Consider the following 16,366-nt stretch of genomic DNA (forward strand, 5'->3'; position numbering starts at 1 on the left):
GCGGAACGCTGGCTGCGGCTTGAACTCGGATGGGGTTGGGTGCGGGCCAGCTTTGCTGGCCCGCGTAAACAGACACCAAGGAAATGGCGCAAAGATGCGCGGCTTAAGTCCGCGCGTGACGGATGTGCGGTGGTTTGTTTGTTCCGCAGGCCAGCGAAGCTGGCCTGCAACCAACCCCCATCCGCGCACGGCTCGACTTTGAGCGTTCCGCTCCAACGAACTGGCGGGGTCCGGGGGGACCCTGTCCCCCCGGTGGGGGTTCGGGGGCAAAGCCCCCGTTCGTTCAACTGCGTCTGCAACGGCGCCCGCCGGCGTCGCTTTGCCTTCAGCTCTGCTCGGGGCGGGGGCGGGGCAGGGCCCCTTTGGTGCGCCGGGTTGGCGCGGCGGTGGCGGGGTTTTCGGGCCAGGGGTGTTTGGGGTATCGGCCGCGCATTTCGCCGCGCACCTGGGCGTAGGAGCCTTTCCAGAAGCCGGCCAGATCGGTCGTCACCTGGAGCGGCCGGCCGGCTGGTGAGAGCAGGGCGAGGCGTACTGGCACCCGGCCGTCGAGCAGGGCGGGGCCTTGGGCGGCGCCGAACATCTCTTGCAGTTTGACGGCCAGGGTGGGGCCTTCCGGCGGGTAGTCGAGACGGGCCTCGCGGCCGGTGGGCAGGGTGACGTGGGGCGGGGCCTGGGCATCGACATCGCCGGCCAGCGGCCAGCCGACGCGGGCCTTGAGGGCGGCGGCGAGGTCGAGCCCGGCGAGGTCGGCCAGCGCGCGGGCCTGGGCTGGCAGGAAGGGGCCCAGCCAGTCCTCCAGGCTGTCCAGGAGGGCGCCGTCGGAGACATCGGGCCAGCCGGCCTCTGGCTGATGGGCGGCCAGGAAGGCGAGGCGGTCGCGCAGGTGGCTGGCCGATTTCGACCACGGCAGGGCTTTCAGGCCGGCGCTTCGCAGACCGTCGAGGAAGGCGGCGCGCACCGCCTCGGGGTCGGGATCGGGCAGCGGCCGGCGGCCGAGGACGATGGCGCCCAGGCGGCGCTCGCGGTGGGCGGTGACGGCGCCCTTGGCGGCGTCCCAGGCGATCACCGGGGTCTCGTCGGGCGGCGCCAGGGCCTCGGCATCGGCCCTGGAGAGCGGCGCGGCAAGGCGGATGCGCACGTCGCCGCTGCCCCCTTCCAGGTTGGCGGCGACCAGCCAGTCGTGGGTTTCCAGGGGGTCGCCCTCGGCCAGCCGCGCCCCCTTCCCGCCCGACAGCAGCCAGCGGGCGGGGCCGTCGGTGCCACCTGGGCGGCGCCGGGCGATGCGGTCCGGGTAGGCCAGGGCGAGCAGGCGGCCGGCCAGTTCCATCTGCCCCCAGTCCACCTTGGCCTTGAGGCGCTTCAGCCAGGGCCGGGCGGTGGCCTGGATGGCCTGGGCGCTGGGGTGGTTGTCGCGCAGCAGGGCGAGGCGCCGCGTGATGTCGGCCGGGCCGCCGGGCGGCGGGTCGCGCTCTTCCAGCAGGGCGGCGAGCAGACAGGCCAGCCCTTCGGCGTTCATCTCCCGGGCCCCGACCACCATGTGGGCGAGGCGGGGGTGCAGCGGCCAGCCGCCCAGCGCGCGGCCATGCGTCGTTGGCCGGCCCTGGCTGTCCAGCGCCCCCAGCTCGGTGAGCAGGTCGCGGGCGGCGGCCAGGGCGCCGGGGGGCGGCGGGTCGAGCCAGGCCAGGTCCTCGGCCGGGGTGCCCCACAGGGCCAGATCGAGGGCCAGCGGCGCGAGGTCGGCCTCGGCCATTTCCGGGGGATCGAAGGCGGGCCGGGCGCCGTCCCGGGCGGCCGGCCACAGGCGCAGGCAGAGCCCCGGCTCGGTGCGGCCGGCGCGGCCCCGGCGCTGATCGGCGGCGGCCCGGCTGACCGGCACCGTGACCAGCCGGGTGAGGCCACTGGCCGGGTCGAAGGCGGGACGGCGGGCCAGTCCGGCGTCGACCACCAGGCGCACGCCTTCGATGGTCAGGCTGGTCTCGGCGATGCTGGTGGCCAGCACGATCTTGCGCCGCCCGGCCGGCGGCGGGGCGATGGCGGCGTCCTGGGCGGCCGGCGAGAGGGCGCCGTAGAGGGGCCGGATGTCGACCTCCGGGGGCAGGCGGCGGCGTTTGGCGAGGTCGGTGAGGGCCGCCTCGGTGCGGCGGATCTCGGCGGCGCCGGGCAGGAAGGCGAGCAGGCTGCCCGGTTCGCTTTCCATCAGGTCGGCGATGGCGCTGGCGAGAGCCGGCTCCAGGCGCCCCGGCCCGGGGTCGAGATGGCGGGTCTCGACCGGGAAGGCGCGTCCCGGGCTGTCGATCAGCGGGGCGTCGTCGAGCAGGGCGGCGACCCGCGCCGCCTCCAGGGTGGCCGACATGACCAGCAGCCTGAGGTCGGGCCTGAGCACGGCGCGCGCCTCGAGCAGCAGGGCCAGGGCCTGGTCGGCGGCCAGACTGCGCTCGTGGAACTCATCCAGGATCACCGCCGCCACCCCGGGCAGGGCGGGGTCGGCCAGCAGGCGGCGGGTGAGCAGGCCCTCGGTGATCACCTCGACGCGGGTTCCCGGGCCCACGGCGCGGTCGAGCCGGGTCCGCCAGCCCACCGTCTCGCCCGGTGTCTCGCCGAGCAGCGCCGCCATGCGCCGGGCGCTGGCCCGGGCCGCCAGCCGCCGGGGTTCGAGCATCAGGATGGTCCCTTCGCCGCGCCAGGGGGCGTCGAGCAGGGCCAGCGGCACCTTGGTCGTCTTGCCGGCCCCGGGGGGCGCGGTGAGCACGGCCCGGCCCTGGGTCTCGAGGGCCTCGAGCAGGGGCGGCAACGCGGCATCGACGGGCAGCGGGGGAAGCTCGGGCATGACGGTTCGGCGACGGGTGCTTGCGGCGGCGGCGCGGCGGGCGCATCTCAGGTGGACCGAACCCCCTACCGACCACGGAAGCGCCCATCATGTCCAGCACACCCGATCCCGATGCCCCCACCGTCGTCCTCGATGAGGCCGAATGGCGCCGCCGCCTGAGCCCCGAGCAGTACGCCGTGTGCCGTCAGGCGGCCACCGAGCGGCCCTTCTCCGGGGCCTACGTCGACCACAAGGCGGCCGGCACCTATGCCTGCGCCGCCTGCGGGGCGCCGCTGTTCGACTCGGCCGACAAGTTCGACAGCGGCAGCGGCTGGCCCAGCTACACCCGGCCCGCCGCGCCGCAGGCGGTGGGCGAGCACACCGACCGCAGCCACGGCATGGTGCGCACCGAGGTCCACTGCCGGACCTGCGGCTCGCACCTGGGCCACGTCTTCCCGGACGGCCCGGCGCCGACCGGGCTGCGCTACTGCATCAACTCGCTGTCGCTGTCGTTCATCCCGGAGCGCGAGGGGGAGTAGGGCCATGCGTGCCCTCCCCTGGCTGGCCCTGATTGGCGCCCTGTTGCTGGGCGGACCCCTGGCCGCCGAGGAGCGCACCCTGACCCACGATGGTCTGGAGCGCCGCTACCTGATCGACCACCCCGGCCCGGCCGCCGAGGGCACCCGCTGGCCGCTGGTGATGGTCCTGCACGGCGGCGGCGGCAACGGCGAGAACGCCCGCCGGATGAGCGGCTTCTCGGCCCCCCGCTACGCCCGCCGGGCGATCCTGGTCTACCCCTGGGGGACTTCGCGCTTTGCCGGCATGGACCGGCTGAAGACCTGGAACGCCGGCCATTGCTGCGGCTTTGCCATGAAACGCAAGGTCGACGACGTGGGATTTCTGGCCGCCCTGATCGACCATCTGGTGGCCCACGACCACGCCGACCCCGAGCGCGTTTTCGTCACCGGCATGTCCAACGGCGCCATGATGGCCCACCGCCTGGGGATCGAGCTGTCGGGGCGGATCGCCGGCATTGCCCCGGTGGTCGGCGGGCTGTTCGGCGACGAATCCCGCCCCACCCACCCGGTGCCGGCCCTGATCATCACCGGGGCCTTGGACAAGAACGTGCCGGCCGAGGGCGGTCTGGGTCAGGGACGAGGGGCCGACGCCTGGGACGGCACGCCGCTCAAGCCGGCCACCTACCAGGGCGATTTCTGGGCCGCCGCCAACCGCTGCCGGCCGACGCCCAGGGTCTCCACCCTGGCCGGGGGCAAGGTCACCCGGCGCGCCTACCCCTGCCCGGCCGAGGCGCCGGTGGTCCACCTGATCGTGGGCGACAACGGCCATGCCTGGCCCGGCGGGCGGCAGGGCTCGCGGCTCGGCGATGCGCCGTCCCGCGCCCTCGACGCCACCCGGGCCATGTGGGACTTCTTCATGGGGCTGTGAGGAACCGGCCTACCCCTCGGCCGCCGCCTGCCGCTTGCGGAAGGCGCGCACACTGAAGGGGATGGTGGCCAGATAGAGCAGCAGCAGCACGGCCAGGGTGGCCGCCGGGTTGGTCACCGCGAAGGCGGCGACCACCGCCATGCCCAGCATCACCGGCAGGGCCAGTTGCCCGGGCACCCGGAAGCGCTTGAACGAGAAGGTGGGCACCCGGCTGACCATCAGCGCCGCGACGGCGACCATCAGCGGCCCGACGATGATCGGATGGCGCAGCGTCTCGGCCATCGGCTCGACGGCGAAGCCGGCGATCATCGGCCACAGGGCCAGCCCCGCCGCCGCCGGGGCGGGGATGCCGACAAAGAAGCTGGCCGCCCAGGCCGGCGGCTCGTCGGGGTCGCCCAGCATGGTGTTGAAGCGGGCCAGCCGCAGGGCCATGGCGATGCTGAACAGCAGGGCCACCGCCCAGCCGACGCTGGCCGCCGCGTGCAGGCTCCACAGATAGAGCACCACCGCCGGGGCGCAGCCGAAGCTGACGAAGTCCGACAGCGAGTCGAGCTCCGCCCCGAAGCGGGTGGTGCCGCGCAGCAGGCGGGCGATGCGGCCGTCCAGCGCGTCGAGCACGGCGGCCACCACGATGGCCAGCACGGCGCGGTCCCACTCCTCCATCAGCGCCAGACGCACCGAGGTCATCCCGGCGCACAGGGCGAGCAGGGTGATCATGTTGGGCACCATGCGTGCCACCGGCAGGCTTTTCAGCCCACCCTGGCGGAAGCGGGGTCCGAACATCGGGGCGGCCCTGGCGGCGGCGTCAGCGGGTTTCGCCGCTGCGCGCCGCTTCCTTGCCCTTGAGGTCGGCGAGGACGGTCTCGCCGCTGGTCATGCTCTGGCCGACGACGACCAGCGGGTTGGTCCCCTTGGGCAGGTAGACATCGACCCGGCTGCCGAAGCGGATCAGCCCGAAACGCTGGCCGGTCTGCACGCCCTGGCCCTCGCCAACGTCGCAGCGGATGCGACGGGCCACCCAGCCGGCGATCTGGACCACGGCGATGTCCTTGCCGTCGGCCATCTTCAGGCGCACGGCGTTGCGCTCGTTGTCCTCGCTGGCCTTGTCCAGGGTGGCGTTGAGGAACTTGCCGGCGCTGTAGGCGACGCGGGTCACCGTGCCGGCGATGGGGATGCGGCAGACGTGGCAGTCGAGCACGCTGAGGAAGATCGAGACGCGCAGCATCTCGCCCTTGCCCATCTCGAGCTCGGCCGGCGGGGTGGCCGGGCCGATGCTGCTGACCGTGCCGCTGGCCGGGGCGACGACCAGACCTTCCTTGGTCGGCACCACCCGGTCGGGATCGCGGAAGAAACCCACCGTGCCCAGCGCGGCGACCAGCCCCAGGGCGCCGAGCGGCGTCCAGATGGCCCACAGGACCAGGGCCACGCCAAAGGCGATGGCGACGAAGCGTGGTGCCTCGGGGTCGAGCTTGGGCAGCAGGTAGGTGCGCCAGTTGGTCTCCAGAATCTGCACGGCGGGTCTCCTTCAGCCTTGCCGGATCAGGCCCCTGGGGGCATGAGCGGCACCATAGCGCAGGCCAGGGGCGGCGAGAAGAGGCCCCGCCGCCCCTGGCCTCGGTTCCAGACGAACTTGCGGCTAGGCGAACTTGCGGCTAGGCGAACTTGCGAAAGGTGCAGACCCAGCTGCCGATACCCTGGTTGACCAGATAGTCGGCCTGGCGCAGGTCGACCTGCTCGGCCACGCCGTCGTTCTCCACGGCGGCGAACTTGGCCTCGAAGTCGTACTCCTTGTAGACCCCCTCGTTGATCGAGAACGTCACCACACCCCCCGGGCGCAGCACCGCCAGCAAATGATCCAGCCCCTCCGGCCCGACATGGCCGTGGGTGAAGGTGCCGACGCTGACAATGCCGCCATAGCCCGCCTCGGGCAGCGCCAGGGGCTTGGTCAGATCAGCCGCCACGACCTGACGGTAGCAGCCCTTGGCCTCGGCCTTGGCCAGCATCTCCGGCGAGATATCAAGGCCATCGACCGGCGCCACCCCATGGCGCTGCAACTCCTGGCCGGCCAGACCGGTGCCACAACCGGCATCCAACACCGCGCCCGCGTCCTTGTCAAAGAACCGCATGAAAATATTCACCGTCTCGCGCGGCGCCACGTACCCATACTCGTCACTCATCAGGTCGGAATCATAGTCATCCGCCCAGTCACGGTAGGCATCCACGCAGTCATCGGCGCCCTTGACGGCATAGACCTTCTTCAGCCTGTCGGCGATCTCCGACACGGTCACTCTCCTGTCTCATGTTTCGGATTTTGGCGAACGCACCAAGTATACACCACCCGCCGCCGATGACCAACCGTTGGCCCCGGGATGGCTGGGGGCTTCGCCCCGCGCGGAGCCGACGGCGGAGCGACGACGGCGGGCGCCGTTGAAAGATCGGGGGCGCTGCCCCCGAATCCCCGCCGGGGGGACAGGGTCCCCCCGGACCCCGCCAGGTCGTTGGAGCGGAACGCACAAGGCAGGGCGGGGCACTCAGGGTGGTTGGTTGCAGGCCAGCTTCGCTGGCCTGCGGAAACAAAAACCACCGCACAGCCGCCCCGCGCGGATTTGATCCGCGCATCCTTGCGCCACTTCGTTGGTGTCTGTTTACGCGGGCCAGCAAAGCTGGCCCGCACCCAACCCCATCCGAATTTCAAGCCGCAGCCGGCGTTTCACTCCAACGACTGGAGGGGGTCCGGGGGATCGCCTTCGATCCCCCGGTGGGGGTACGGGGGCAACGCCCCCGGGGCGCGCCTCGGGTCAGTCCCCAGCCGGCGGCGTCCAGCGCAGCACGGGTTGGCGGGCGGCGCGGGTTTCGTCGAGGCGGCGGCGGGGGGCCATCAGGGGCGCCTGTTTCAGGCTTTCGGGATCGTTGCGGGCGCGGTCGGCGAGGGCGATGCAGCTTTCGGCAAAGGCGTCGAGGCTGGCCTTGCTTTCGGTTTCGGTGGGTTCGACCAGCAGGGCGCCGTGGACGACCAGGGGGAAGTACATGGTCATCGGGTGGTAGCCTTCGTCGATCAGGCCCTTGGCGAAATCGAGGGTGGAGGCGCCGGTGCCTTTGAGGAAGCTGTCGTCGAACAGGGCCTCGTGCATGACCGGGCCGGGGAAGGGTGCCGACAGGTGGTCCTTGAGGCGGGCCAGCAGGTAGTTGGCGGCCAGCACGGCGTCGCCGCTGGCCTGGGCCAGGCCGTCGGCGCCCAGGCTCATCATGTAGGCCAGGGCGCGCACGAAGACGCCGAACTGGCCGTGGTAGCCTTTCATGCGCCCGAAGGGGTGGCCGTCGGCTTCGTGCCGATGCTCGATCAGGCGCCACGCCTCGCCGTCCTTGACCACGTAGGGCAGGGGGGCGAAGGGGGCCAGGGTGTCGGACAGCACCACCGGCCCGGCGCCGGGGCCGCCGCCGCCGTGGGGGGTGGAGAAGGTCTTGTGGAGGTTGATGTGCATGGCATCCACCCCCAGGTCGCCGACCCGCACCCGGCCGATCAGGGCGTTGAGATTGGCGCCGTCCATGTAGACCAGTCCGCCGGCGGCGTGGACGGCCTGGGAGATGTCGATGATGTCGCGCTCGAACAGGCCCAGGGTGTTGGGGTTGGTGATCATCAGGGCGGCCACGTCGGGGCCGAGCATCCGCTTCAGGGCGTCCACGTCGACCCGGCCATCGGCGGTGCCGGGGATGCTTTCCACCTGATAGCCGCACAGGGCGGCGGTGGCCGGGTTGGTGCCGTGCGCCGATTCAGGGACCAGGACCACCTGGCGGGCGTCGCCCCTGGCTTCCAGGCAGGCGCGGATGGCCATCAGGCCGCACAGTTCGCCGTGGGCGCCGGCGGCCGGGGTCATGGCCACCGCCGGCATGCCGGTCAGCTCGGTCAGCCAGCCGGCCAGGGTGTGGATCAGGGCCAGCGCGCCCTGCACCGTGCCTTGCGGCTGGAAGGGGTGCAGGTCGGCCAGCCCGGGCAGCCGGGCGAGGCGCTCGTTGAGCCGGGGGTTGTGCTTCATGGTGCAGCTGCCGAGCGGGAACAGGCCGCTGTCGATGCCGTAGTTCTTCTGGCTCAGGCGGGTGTAGTGGCGCACCACCTGGGGCTCGGAGAGGTCGGGCAGGCCGATCGGCCGCTGGCGCTCGAGGCCGCCCAGGCGGGGGGTGACCTCGGGCCCCTCGGGCAGGTCGATGCCGCGCGCCCCGGGGCGGCCGAGCTCGAAGATCAGCGGCTCTTCCAGGTCGAGCGCCCGGTGGCCGGAATGGGTCGGCGGGAGGGTGCTCATTGGCCGGCGCCTCCGTTGTGCTCACCCAGGGCGGCGGCGAGGCCCTCGACCAGGGCGTCGCGGTCGGCCTCGGTGGTGGTTTCGGTGACGGCGATCAGCAAGACGTCGTGCAACTCGTCGTAGGTCGGCCACAGGCGGCGGCCCGGGATGCCGGCCAGGATGCCCTTTTCGGCCAGCGCCTCGACCACCGGTTCGGCGTCGCATGGCAGCTTCAGGGCGAATTCGTTGAAGAAGGCGCCGGGCAGCAGTTTGACCCCGGGCAGCTTTTCCAGCCGGCGCGCGGTTTCCACCGCCAGGGCGTGGTTGAGGCGGGCCAGCTCGGTGAGGCCGCTTTCGCCGAGCAGGCTCATGTGGATGGAGAAGGCCAGCGCGATCAGCCCCGAATTGGTGCAGATGTTCGAGGTCGCCTTTTCGCGCCGGATGTGCTGCTCGCGGGTCGACAGGGTGAGCACGAAGCCGCGCCGGCCGTCGGCGTCCACCGTTTCGCCGCACAGCCGCCCCGGCATGTTGCGCAGGAACTTCTGGCGCGCCGCGAACAGGCCCACCCCGGGGCCGCCGAAGGACAGCGGCCCGGCCAGCGACTGGCCCTCGGCGACCACGATGTCGGCGCCCATTTCGCCGGGCGGGGTGATCAGGCCGAGCGACAGCGGCTCGGCGACGGCGGCGACCAGCAGCACGCCGTCCTCGCGGCAGGCCGAGGCGAGCGGCGAGAGATCCTTGAGGTGGCCGAAGACATCCGGGTTCTGCACCACCACGCAGGCCAGATCGGCGCCGATGCGCCCGATCAGGTCCTCCATGTCCAGCGGATCGGGCGGCAGGTCCTCCACCGTCACGTCGGCGTGGGCCAGGAAGGTGCGCACCACCTCGGCCCACTGCGGGTGCAGGCCGCCCGACAGCAGCACCCGCTTGCGCCGGGTCACCCGGCAGGCCATGGCGCAGGCCTCGGCGCAGGCGGTGGCGCCGTCGTACATCGAGGCGTTGGCCACCTCCAGGCCGGTCAGCAGGGCGACCTGGGTCTGGAACTCGAACAGCACCTGCAGGGTGCCCTGGGCGATTTCCGGCTGATAGGGGGTATAGGCGGTGAGGAACTCGCCGCGCTGGATGAGGTAGTCGAGGCTGGCCGGCACATGGTGCCGATAGGCCCCGCCGCCGAGGAAACAAGGGCCGTCGCCGGCCGCCCGGTTGGCCCGGGCGAAGGCGGCGAAGGTGCGCTCCACCGCCAATTCGCCCTGGTGGTCGGGCAGGTTGAAGGCCGGGGGACGGCGGGCCGCCTCCGGCACGTCGACGAACAGATCGTCCAGGCTGCCCGCCCCGATGGTGTCGAGCATGGCGGCCCGGTCGGCCTCGGTCAGCGGCAGATAACGCATCGCGGCGGCGTACCCCTTACAGTCCGGCCAGGAAGGTTTGGTAGGCCTCGGCGTCCATCAGGCCCTCGGCCTCGGCCGGCTCGGCCATCTTCAGCTTGAACAGCCAGCCCTCGCCGGTCGGGTCCTCGTTGACCAGGCCGGGGGTTTCCTCCAGGGCCGGGTTGGCCTCGCTCACCTCGCCGGTCAGCGGGCTGTAGACCTCGCTGGCCGCCTTCACCGATTCGACCACCGCCGCCTCGTCGCCCTGGGCCAGGGCGCGCCCCGGCTCGGGCAGCTCGACGAACACCACGTCGCCCATCTGCTCCTGGGCGTAGGCCGAGATGCCGACGGTGGCGGTGTCCCCCTCGACGCGGATCCATTCGTGGTCCTCGGTGTAGCGCAACTCGGACATGGTCATTTCCCCCTGAAAAAACGGTGCGGAACGAACGGCAAGGCAGCAACCCGGGCCGGCCGCGGTTTGTCGCGGACCAAGAGGACCAGCGGGCGGTCGGGCTCGGCCATCTCGGGCGGCACATAGCCCATGGCCACCGGCCTCTCGGCGCTGGGCCCGAAGCCGCCGCTGGTGACGCGCCCGACCTCGCGCCCCGAGGGGTCGAGGATGGCGGTGCCGGCGCGGGCCGGGGCCCCCCCTTGCGGCCGGATGCCGACCCGCTGGCGGGTCACCCCCTCGGCCAACTGGCGGCGGATGGTGGCGGCGCCGGGGAAGCCCCCCTCGCGGCGCCGGCGGGGCGAGATGGTCCAGGCCAGATCGGCCTCGATCGGGGTGGTGGTGGGGTCGATGTCGGCGCCGTGCAGGCACAGCCCGGCCTCCAACCGAAGCGAGTCGCGCGCCCCCAGGCCGGCCGGCGCCACCTCGGGCTCGGCGAGCAGGGCGCGGGCCACCGGCTCGGCCAGATCGGCCCGGATCGACAACTCGAAGCCGTCCTCGCCGGTGTAGCCGCAGCGGCTGGCCAGCACCGGTACCCCGGCCACGGTCAGCCGCGCCGCCCCCATGAACGGTATCTCGGCCAGATCGCGCCCGGCCAGTCGGGCCAGCACGGCCGCCGCCGCCGGGCCTTGCAGGGCGAGCAGGGCGTGGTCGTCGAGCACGTCGACCTCGATGCCGCGCGGCGACAGGTGGTCGGTCAGGTGGGCCACGTCGGCTTCGCGGTTGGCCGCGTTGACGACCAGGAACAGATGCTCGCCGCTGCCGTCCGGGTCGGGCAGGCGGCTGACCATCAGATCGTCGAGGATGCCGCCGGCGGCATCGGTGAACAGGGTGTAGCGCTGGCGGAAGGGTTTCAGGCCCTGGATGTCGCCGACCACCAGCTCTTCCAGCAGGGCATCGGCGCCCAGGCCATGCAGCCGCACCTGCCCCATGTGCGAAACGTCGAACAGGGCGGCGGCGCGGCGGGCGTGCAGGTGCTCCTTCAGCACCCCCTCGGGGTACTGGAGCGGCATCTCATAGCCGGCGAAGGGGGCGAAGCGGGCCCCGTGCTCGCGGTGCAGGGCGGCCAGGGGGAGGCTTTTCAAGTCGGTGGGGTTGGCACCGGGGATGTCGGCAGAGGCAACCATGCGTGAGGCTCTCCAGGTTGGGGCCGGGTGGACAGCAGACCGTCGGCGCCCCCCTCTGTCGAGAACCTGAAAGATTGACCGCCGGAGGCCCCGCGGGACTCCCATGCCAACCGACGCCAGCAACGGGCCCCGGACGGACGGCTTACCTCTTCGGTGGGGCGCCCCGCGCACGGCGCGCCCGCTTTCCAGAGTGTCCCTGCCTCCCGCGGTCCTTTTGCCTGAGAGTTTCCGAGGGCGGTTGCTCCTTCGGCGCCGGCCGCCCGCGCCCGCCCAGGGGCACGTCGCCGGTCTCTCCCACGGGAGGTGACGAACATCCCCCATATTAAGGGGCCCGGGCGCATTTTCAACCGCCGTGCGCGCCCCGGCCCTTCAGGCCTGCCCTCTACAGCGGGTTGTCGCGGTTGTACTGCAACTGGTCGGGGCTCAGTTGCAGGCCCAGGTAGATCGGATACTGGCTGGGGCTCTGGGTTTCCGGCACCGGGATGAGGATGCGCACTTCCTCGTCGCGCAGCCGCACCCGGGGCGCCGTCACATCGGGGTAGACGAAGTCCACGTCCAGCACCTCCTTGCCCGAGGGGCGCGGCGCGAAGCGCGGAATGGCGACGAAGTAGCGGAAGCTGCCCTCGCGCCCGCCGGCCGGCCCGCGCCGGGCCAGGAACTCGGCATGGAAGGTCAACTCGACGCCCTCGTCGGTGTGCTGGCATTCGCCGGAGAAGCCGATCAGGCGGATGTCGTGGGCGATGTCGGTGACGTCGCGTCCGCTGCCCTTGAACTGCACCACGCGGGCGGTGGTCTTGTCGATGCGCACGTCCGGGCAGACCGGGGGCGGTGGCGGCTCGACCAGCGAGCAGCCGGCCAGCAGGCCGGCGGCCAGCAGCACGGCGAACAGGTGGGGCAGGCGGGGCCTGAGGCCAGGGGTGGGGCTAGACGCGGTCATGGGAGCCATCACACAGCGGGGGGGTGGCGGTGCGCTTGCAGCCGCAGAAGGCGACCTCGCCAGCGCGCTCGGCCTTGTGGGGCAGCGGGGCGAGGCCGCTGCCCTTGTGGGCCCCGTCGCAGAAGGGCTGCTTCTTGCTGTGGCCGCAGGCGCACCAGAAAACCTTCTGGCCGGCCCGCAGGCGGACCACGAAGGGGCCGCTGGGGGTGTCGTCCTGGCTCATCTCGGAGGCGGCTCCCTTCCTGGGCGGGTGGCGTTCGGGCAGGGTGGGGGGTGACGGACAGGCTGGGGGGGTTGGTTGACAGGCGTCCGGCGGCTCCCCATAAGGAGGGCGGGCGCCGCATGCAAAACCCCGGATGGGGTCCCCATTTAGACCGATCCGCCGGCCGGAGACAACCGGCTCGGCGCCGCGCCCTTCCCGTCCCCCTGTTTCAAGGCGCCGCCATGTCCGAGCCCGCCCCCCCCCTGACCATCCTGCTGGCCAGCCCGCGCGGTTTCTGCGCCGGTGTCGACCGGGCCATCCAGATTGTCGAGAAGGCGCTGGAACGCTTCGGCGCCCCGGTCTACGTGCGCCACGAGATCGTCCACAACCGCTTCGTCGTCGAATCGCTGGAGGCCAAGGGGGCGGTCTTCGTCGAGGAGCTGGACGAGGTGCCCGACGACCGCCGGCCGGTGATCTTCTCGGCCCACGGGGTGCCCAAGGTGGTCAACACCGAGGCCGAGGGCCGCGGCCTGTTCTATGTCGATGCCACCTGCCCGCTGGTCAGCAAGGTGCATGTCGAGGCCGAGCGCCACTTCAAGGCCGGGCGCCAGGTGATCCTGATCGGCCACGCCGGCCACCCGGAGGTCATCGGCACCCTGGGCCAGGTGCCGGACGGCGCCATGCTGCTGGTCGAGAACGAGGCCCAGGCCGAGGCGGTGGCCATCGAGGACCCGGCGCGGCTGGCCTTCGTCACCCAGACCACCCTGTCGATCGACGACGCCAGCCACATCATCGCCATCCTCAAGCGCCGCTTCCCCGAGATCGCCGAGCCGCACAAGGAAGACATCTGCTACGCCACCACCAACCGGCAGGCCTCGGTGAAGGCCATCGCGAAGCGCTGCGACGCGCTGATGGTGATCGGCTCGCCCAACTCCTCGAACAGCCGCCGGCTGGTCGAGGTGGCGACCCGCCAGGGCTGCCCCAAGGCGGTGCTGGTGCCGCGCGCCGACGAGATCGACTGGGAGAGCCTTAAGGGGGTGCACACCCTGGGCATCACCGCCGGCGCCTCGGCCCCGGAAGTGCTGGTCGAGGAGGTCATCGACGCCATAAAGGAACACTTCTCGGTGACCCTGGAAACCATCACCACCACCGCCGAGACGGTCTCCTTCCGCCTGCCCCGCCAGCTCGACGAGCCGGCCCCCGTTCCCAAAGCCGGCTAGGACCCACCCTCCCATGGCGGTTTACACCGACGTCGACGACGACCAACTCGACGCCTTCCTGGCCGCCTACGACCTGGGCGCCGCCCACGCCTTCAAGGGCATCGCCGAGGGGGTGGAGAACAGCAACTACCTGCTGACCACCGATGGCGGCACCTTCATCCTGACCCTCTATGAAAAGCGCGTCGATCCGGCCGACCTGCCCTTCTTCATCGGCCTGATGCACCATCTGGCGGCCCGCCACATCCCGTGCCCGGCCCCGGTGCCGGGGCGCGACGGCGAGGTGCTGCGCGAGCTGGCCGGCCGCCCGGCCGCCCTGTTCACCTTCCTGGAAGGTGCCTGGCCGCGCCGCATCGAGGCCGAGCACTGCCGCCACCTGGGCAGTGCCCTGGCCGGCTTCCATCTGGCCGCCGCCGACTATCCCGCCACCCGCGCCAACGCCCTGTCGGTGGATGCCTGGGCGCCCCTCTACGAACGGGCCGGCGGGGCCGCCGCCGCCCGCGCCCTGGGCGGCGGCCTGGAAGAAGTGATCGAGGAAGAGCTGGCGGCGCTGGCTGCCTACTGGCCGAAAGACCTGCCGGGCGGGGTCATCCACGCCGACCTCTTCCCCGACAACGTGTTCTTCAAGGACGGCGCGGTTTCCGGGCTGATCGACTTCTACTTCGCCTGCACCGACCTGTTCGCCTACGACGTGGCGATCTGCCTCAACGCCTGGTGCTTCGAGCCCGACCACCAGTTCAACATCACCAAGGCGCGCGGGCTGCTCAACGCCTACCGCAAGGTACGCCCCTTCGGCGCCGAGGAGTTGGCCGCCCTGCCCATCCTGTGCCGGGGGGCGGCCATGCGCTTCCTGCTGACCCGCCTGTTCGACTGGCAGCACACCCCGTCCGGCGCCCTGGTCCGCCCCAAGGACCCCGGCGAGTACCTGAAAAAGCTCCAGTTCCACCGCGAGGTTTCGGGCCCCGGCGCCTACGGCCTGGAGGCGGCCGCCCGATGACCGGCCAGACCGAGTCGCGGGTGGTCGACCTGTTCACCGATGGCGCCTGCTCCGGCAACCCCGGACCCGGCGGCTGGGGCGCCATCCTGCGCTTCGGGGAGCGCGAAAAGGAACTCTCCGGCGCCGAACGGCAGACCACCAACAACCGCATGGAACTGGCCGCCGTCATCCACGGACTGGCCGCCCTCAAGCGCCGCTGCCGGGTGCGCGTCCACACCGACAGCACCTACGTCCAGCAGGGCATGCAAAGCTGGCTCGCCGGCTGGAAGGCCAAGGGCTGGAAAACCGCCAGCAAGAAGCCGGTGAAGAACGAGGACCTGTGGCGCCAACTGGACGACCTGGCCGGGCGCCACGATGTCTCCTGGCACTGGGTCAAGGGGCACGCCGGCCACCCGGAAAACGAACGCGCCGATGCCTTGGCCCGCACGGCGCTGAAACAGGCCCGCTGAGACCCAATCATCGCGATGGGGCGCCGCCCCAGACCCCGCCGGGGGATCGAGGCGATGTGCTCTAAGGACCTCCGCCATTTCGTCGGGGGGAGGCGCCGACAGTGTGGGGGCGTCGATTGGGTTCGGGGGCGGGCCGGCTTTGCCGACCCGCGAAAACAGACACCATAAGAAAGCGTGCCGCCCAAGCGGTCCCCCCGCCCACCGAATTGGCGGGGCGGTGGATCGCACCCCTATTCACCCAAAAATCCCATGGCCTCCGGTAAAAGGGCTGGACATGAGAATGAGTTGCATTTACCACTGAGCTCGGTCCCCAGGGCCGGGCCGCCACTTCCGACATGGCATCGCCCGGACAGTTCTCCGCCCCGCCCCGCGCGGCACGCTCCGCTCCCGCTCCTGGGGCGGCCGCGCGGGGCGGTTGGCGGGCCCTTTGACGGGACAAGAAACGCCAACAGGCCCACCGACACGCATCCAGGAGAGTTTCAACTCCATGAGCATCATCACTTCCCGACTGAAACTGCCCGCCGTGGCCGGCGTTCTCGCGCTGGGCGTGGGTTTTGCCGCGCCGGTCGCCGCGCACACCCCGCTCGCCGCCTGCTACGACATGGGTGATGGCACGGTGCTGTGCGAGGGCGGCTTTTCCGACGGTTCCTCGGCCGCCGGCGTGCCGATCCGGGTGATGGACGGCAGCGGCGCCGTGCTCATCGAGGGCAAGATGAGCGACAACAGCGAGTTCGAGTTCGAGAAGCCGGACGGCGAGTTCAACGTGATGTTCGACGCCGGCGAAGGCCACCAGATCGAGATTCCGGGCAGCGATATCGTCCAATAAGCCCCACCAAGACGACAATCATCCAGACTTCCAGGAGTTCTTACGACCATGCGCCGTCTTCTGCTTGCCGCTCTTGCCGCCCCGGTCCTGATGGCCGGGCCGGCCGAGGCCCACTTCCAGCTTGTCTACACGCCCGAGGTGAATCTGGAGCAGCCCGGCGATGTGCCGCTGGGCCTGTACTTCTGGCACCCCATGGAGAATGGCCACGCCATGGACATGGGCCAGCCCGAAGCCCTGGCCTGCCACTTCAAGGGCGAGGCCATCGAC

The 16,366-nt window shown here is 71.6% G+C and carries 16 protein-coding genes, 1 pseudogene and 1 riboswitch; of the genes and pseudogenes, 7 read left to right on the forward strand and 10 right to left on the reverse strand.

All coding sequences use genetic code 11. The features are described from left to right. Nucleotides 1-325: 325 nt before the first annotated feature. Complete coding sequence (gene hrpB, locus BLR95_RS14210) at nt 326-2,827, reverse strand: ATP-dependent helicase HrpB (protein ID WP_092621617.1); 2,502 nt, start codon at nt 2,825-2,827, stop codon at nt 326-328. 89 nt (nt 2,828-2,916) lie between these two features. Here hrpB and msrB point away from each other — a divergent pair, with 89 nt between their 5' ends. Further along, entirely contained in the window at nt 2,917-3,345 is a 429-nt protein-coding gene (gene msrB / locus BLR95_RS14215) for a peptide-methionine (R)-S-oxide reductase MsrB (protein ID WP_092621620.1), read from the forward strand. A gap of 4 nt (nt 3,346-3,349) precedes the next feature. Further along, entirely contained in the window at nt 3,350-4,252 is a 903-nt protein-coding gene (locus tag BLR95_RS14220; RefSeq protein ID WP_092621622.1) for a CE1 family esterase, read from the forward strand. 9 nt (nt 4,253-4,261) lie between these two features. Here the strand turns inward: BLR95_RS14220 and BLR95_RS14225 are convergent, their stop codons facing one another. The 9 genes from BLR95_RS14225 to BLR95_RS14265 all read right to left on the reverse strand — a co-directional run bounded on the left by BLR95_RS14225 (nt 4,262) and on the right by BLR95_RS14265 (nt 12,631). Next, nucleotides 4,262-5,035 (reverse strand): CDP-alcohol phosphatidyltransferase family protein, encoded by a 774-nt coding sequence (locus tag BLR95_RS14225; RefSeq protein WP_092621625.1) that lies wholly within the window; start codon nt 5,033-5,035, stop codon nt 4,262-4,264. Nucleotides 5,036-5,057: 22 nt separating this feature from the next. Further along, entirely contained in the window at nt 5,058-5,765 is a 708-nt protein-coding gene (locus BLR95_RS14230) for a phosphatidylserine decarboxylase (RefSeq protein WP_092621627.1), read from the reverse strand. A gap of 139 nt (nt 5,766-5,904) precedes the next feature. Next, nucleotides 5,905-6,534, reverse strand: coding sequence for a class I SAM-dependent DNA methyltransferase (locus BLR95_RS14235; protein ID WP_092621630.1), 630 nt, complete (start codon nt 6,532-6,534; stop codon nt 5,905-5,907). A 516-nt stretch (nt 6,535-7,050) separates the two neighbouring features. After that, the gene (gene gcvPB, locus BLR95_RS14240) at nt 7,051-8,550 is read right to left on the reverse strand and encodes an aminomethyl-transferring glycine dehydrogenase subunit GcvPB (RefSeq protein WP_092621633.1); all 1,500 of its coding nucleotides are present in this window, start codon (nt 8,548-8,550) and stop codon (nt 7,051-7,053) included. Then, on the reverse strand, nt 8,547-9,917 hold the full coding sequence (gene gcvPA, locus BLR95_RS14245) for an aminomethyl-transferring glycine dehydrogenase subunit GcvPA (protein ID WP_092621636.1): 1,371 nt from the start codon (nt 9,915-9,917) through the stop codon (nt 8,547-8,549). Before gcvPA ends, gcvPB begins: the two co-directional genes overlap by 4 nt. Nucleotides 9,918-9,933: 16 nt before the next feature. Next, the gene (gene gcvH / locus BLR95_RS14250) at nt 9,934-10,308 is read right to left on the reverse strand and encodes a glycine cleavage system protein GcvH (protein ID WP_092621639.1); all 375 of its coding nucleotides are present in this window, start codon (nt 10,306-10,308) and stop codon (nt 9,934-9,936) included. A gap of 2 nt (nt 10,309-10,310) precedes the next feature. Continuing rightward, a complete protein-coding gene (gene gcvT, locus BLR95_RS14255; RefSeq protein WP_092621642.1) occupies nt 10,311-11,471 on the reverse strand; it encodes a glycine cleavage system aminomethyltransferase GcvT in 1,161 nt (386 codons plus the stop codon). A 196-nt stretch (nt 11,472-11,667) separates the two neighbouring features. Continuing rightward, a riboswitch (glycine riboswitch) is annotated at nt 11,668-11,778 on the reverse strand. 75 nt (nt 11,779-11,853) lie between these two features. Then, nucleotides 11,854-12,408 carry a hypothetical protein gene (locus tag BLR95_RS14260; protein ID WP_143131029.1) on the reverse strand — a complete coding sequence of 185 codons (555 nt, stop codon included), beginning with the start codon at nt 12,406-12,408 and terminating at the stop codon, nt 11,854-11,856. After that, complete coding sequence (locus BLR95_RS14265; protein WP_092621648.1) at nt 12,395-12,631, reverse strand: CDGSH iron-sulfur domain-containing protein; 237 nt, start codon at nt 12,629-12,631, stop codon at nt 12,395-12,397. The genes BLR95_RS14260 and BLR95_RS14265 overlap by 14 nt, the downstream gene beginning before the upstream one ends. A 221-nt stretch (nt 12,632-12,852) precedes the next feature. Here BLR95_RS14265 and ispH point away from each other — a divergent pair, with 221 nt between their 5' ends. The 5 genes and pseudogenes from ispH to BLR95_RS14290 form a co-directional block, all read left to right on the forward strand. Further along, complete coding sequence (ispH, locus tag BLR95_RS14270) at nt 12,853-13,830, forward strand: 4-hydroxy-3-methylbut-2-enyl diphosphate reductase (protein ID WP_092621651.1); 978 nt, start codon at nt 12,853-12,855, stop codon at nt 13,828-13,830. A gap of 13 nt (nt 13,831-13,843) precedes the next feature. Further along, a complete protein-coding gene (locus BLR95_RS14275; protein ID WP_092621654.1) occupies nt 13,844-14,824 on the forward strand; it encodes a homoserine kinase in 981 nt (326 codons plus the stop codon). Beyond that, nucleotides 14,821-15,273: a ribonuclease HI gene (gene rnhA / locus BLR95_RS14280; RefSeq protein ID WP_092621657.1), complete on the forward strand. Its 453-nt coding sequence runs from the start codon at nt 14,821-14,823 to the stop codon at nt 15,271-15,273. The genes BLR95_RS14275 and rnhA overlap by 4 nt, the downstream gene beginning before the upstream one ends. Nucleotides 15,274-15,760: 487 nt before the next feature. After that, nucleotides 15,761-16,099 carry a hypothetical protein gene (locus tag BLR95_RS14285; RefSeq protein WP_092621660.1) on the forward strand — a complete coding sequence of 113 codons (339 nt, stop codon included), beginning with the start codon at nt 15,761-15,763 and terminating at the stop codon, nt 16,097-16,099. Nucleotides 16,100-16,147: 48 nt separating this feature from the next. Beyond that, nucleotides 16,148-16,366, forward strand: a pseudogene (locus BLR95_RS14290) (DUF4198 domain-containing protein); the annotation flags it as partial.

This window comes from Roseospirillum parvum (assembly GCF_900100455.1).
GTDB classification, from domain to species: domain Bacteria; phylum Pseudomonadota; class Alphaproteobacteria; order Rhodospirillales; family Rhodospirillaceae; genus Roseospirillum; species Roseospirillum parvum.

What these genes read in the sequence shown, in the direction of transcription:
- hrpB (WP_092621617.1), bottom strand. Translation starts at nt 2,827, where the DNA reads ATGCCCGAGCTTCCCCCGCTGCCCGTCGATGCCGCGTTGCCGCCCCTG.
- msrB (WP_092621620.1), top strand. Translation starts at nt 2,917, where the DNA reads ATGTCCAGCACACCCGATCCCGATGCCCCCACCGTCGTCCTCGATGAG.
- BLR95_RS14220 (WP_092621622.1), top strand. Translation starts at nt 3,350, where the DNA reads ATGCGTGCCCTCCCCTGGCTGGCCCTGATTGGCGCCCTGTTGCTGGGC.
- BLR95_RS14225 (WP_092621625.1), bottom strand. Translation starts at nt 5,035, where the DNA reads ATGTTCGGACCCCGCTTCCGCCAGGGTGGGCTGAAAAGCCTGCCGGTG.
- gcvPB (WP_092621633.1), bottom strand. Translation starts at nt 8,550, where the DNA reads ATGAGCACCCTCCCGCCGACCCATTCCGGCCACCGGGCGCTCGACCTG.
- gcvPA (WP_092621636.1), bottom strand. Translation starts at nt 9,917, where the DNA reads ATGCGTTATCTGCCGCTGACCGAGGCCGACCGGGCCGCCATGCTCGAC.
- gcvH (WP_092621639.1), bottom strand. Translation starts at nt 10,308, where the DNA reads ATGTCCGAGTTGCGCTACACCGAGGACCACGAATGGATCCGCGTCGAG.
- gcvT (WP_092621642.1), bottom strand. Translation starts at nt 11,471, where the DNA reads ATGGTTGCCTCTGCCGACATCCCCGGTGCCAACCCCACCGACTTGAAA.
- BLR95_RS14260 (WP_143131029.1), bottom strand. Translation starts at nt 12,408, where the DNA reads ATGACCGCGTCTAGCCCCACCCCTGGCCTCAGGCCCCGCCTGCCCCAC.
- BLR95_RS14265 (WP_092621648.1), bottom strand. Translation starts at nt 12,631, where the DNA reads ATGAGCCAGGACGACACCCCCAGCGGCCCCTTCGTGGTCCGCCTGCGG.
- ispH (WP_092621651.1), top strand. Translation starts at nt 12,853, where the DNA reads ATGTCCGAGCCCGCCCCCCCCCTGACCATCCTGCTGGCCAGCCCGCGC.
- BLR95_RS14275 (WP_092621654.1), top strand. Translation starts at nt 13,844, where the DNA reads ATGGCGGTTTACACCGACGTCGACGACGACCAACTCGACGCCTTCCTG.
- rnhA (WP_092621657.1), top strand. Translation starts at nt 14,821, where the DNA reads ATGACCGGCCAGACCGAGTCGCGGGTGGTCGACCTGTTCACCGATGGC.
- BLR95_RS14285 (WP_092621660.1), top strand. Translation starts at nt 15,761, where the DNA reads ATGAGCATCATCACTTCCCGACTGAAACTGCCCGCCGTGGCCGGCGTT.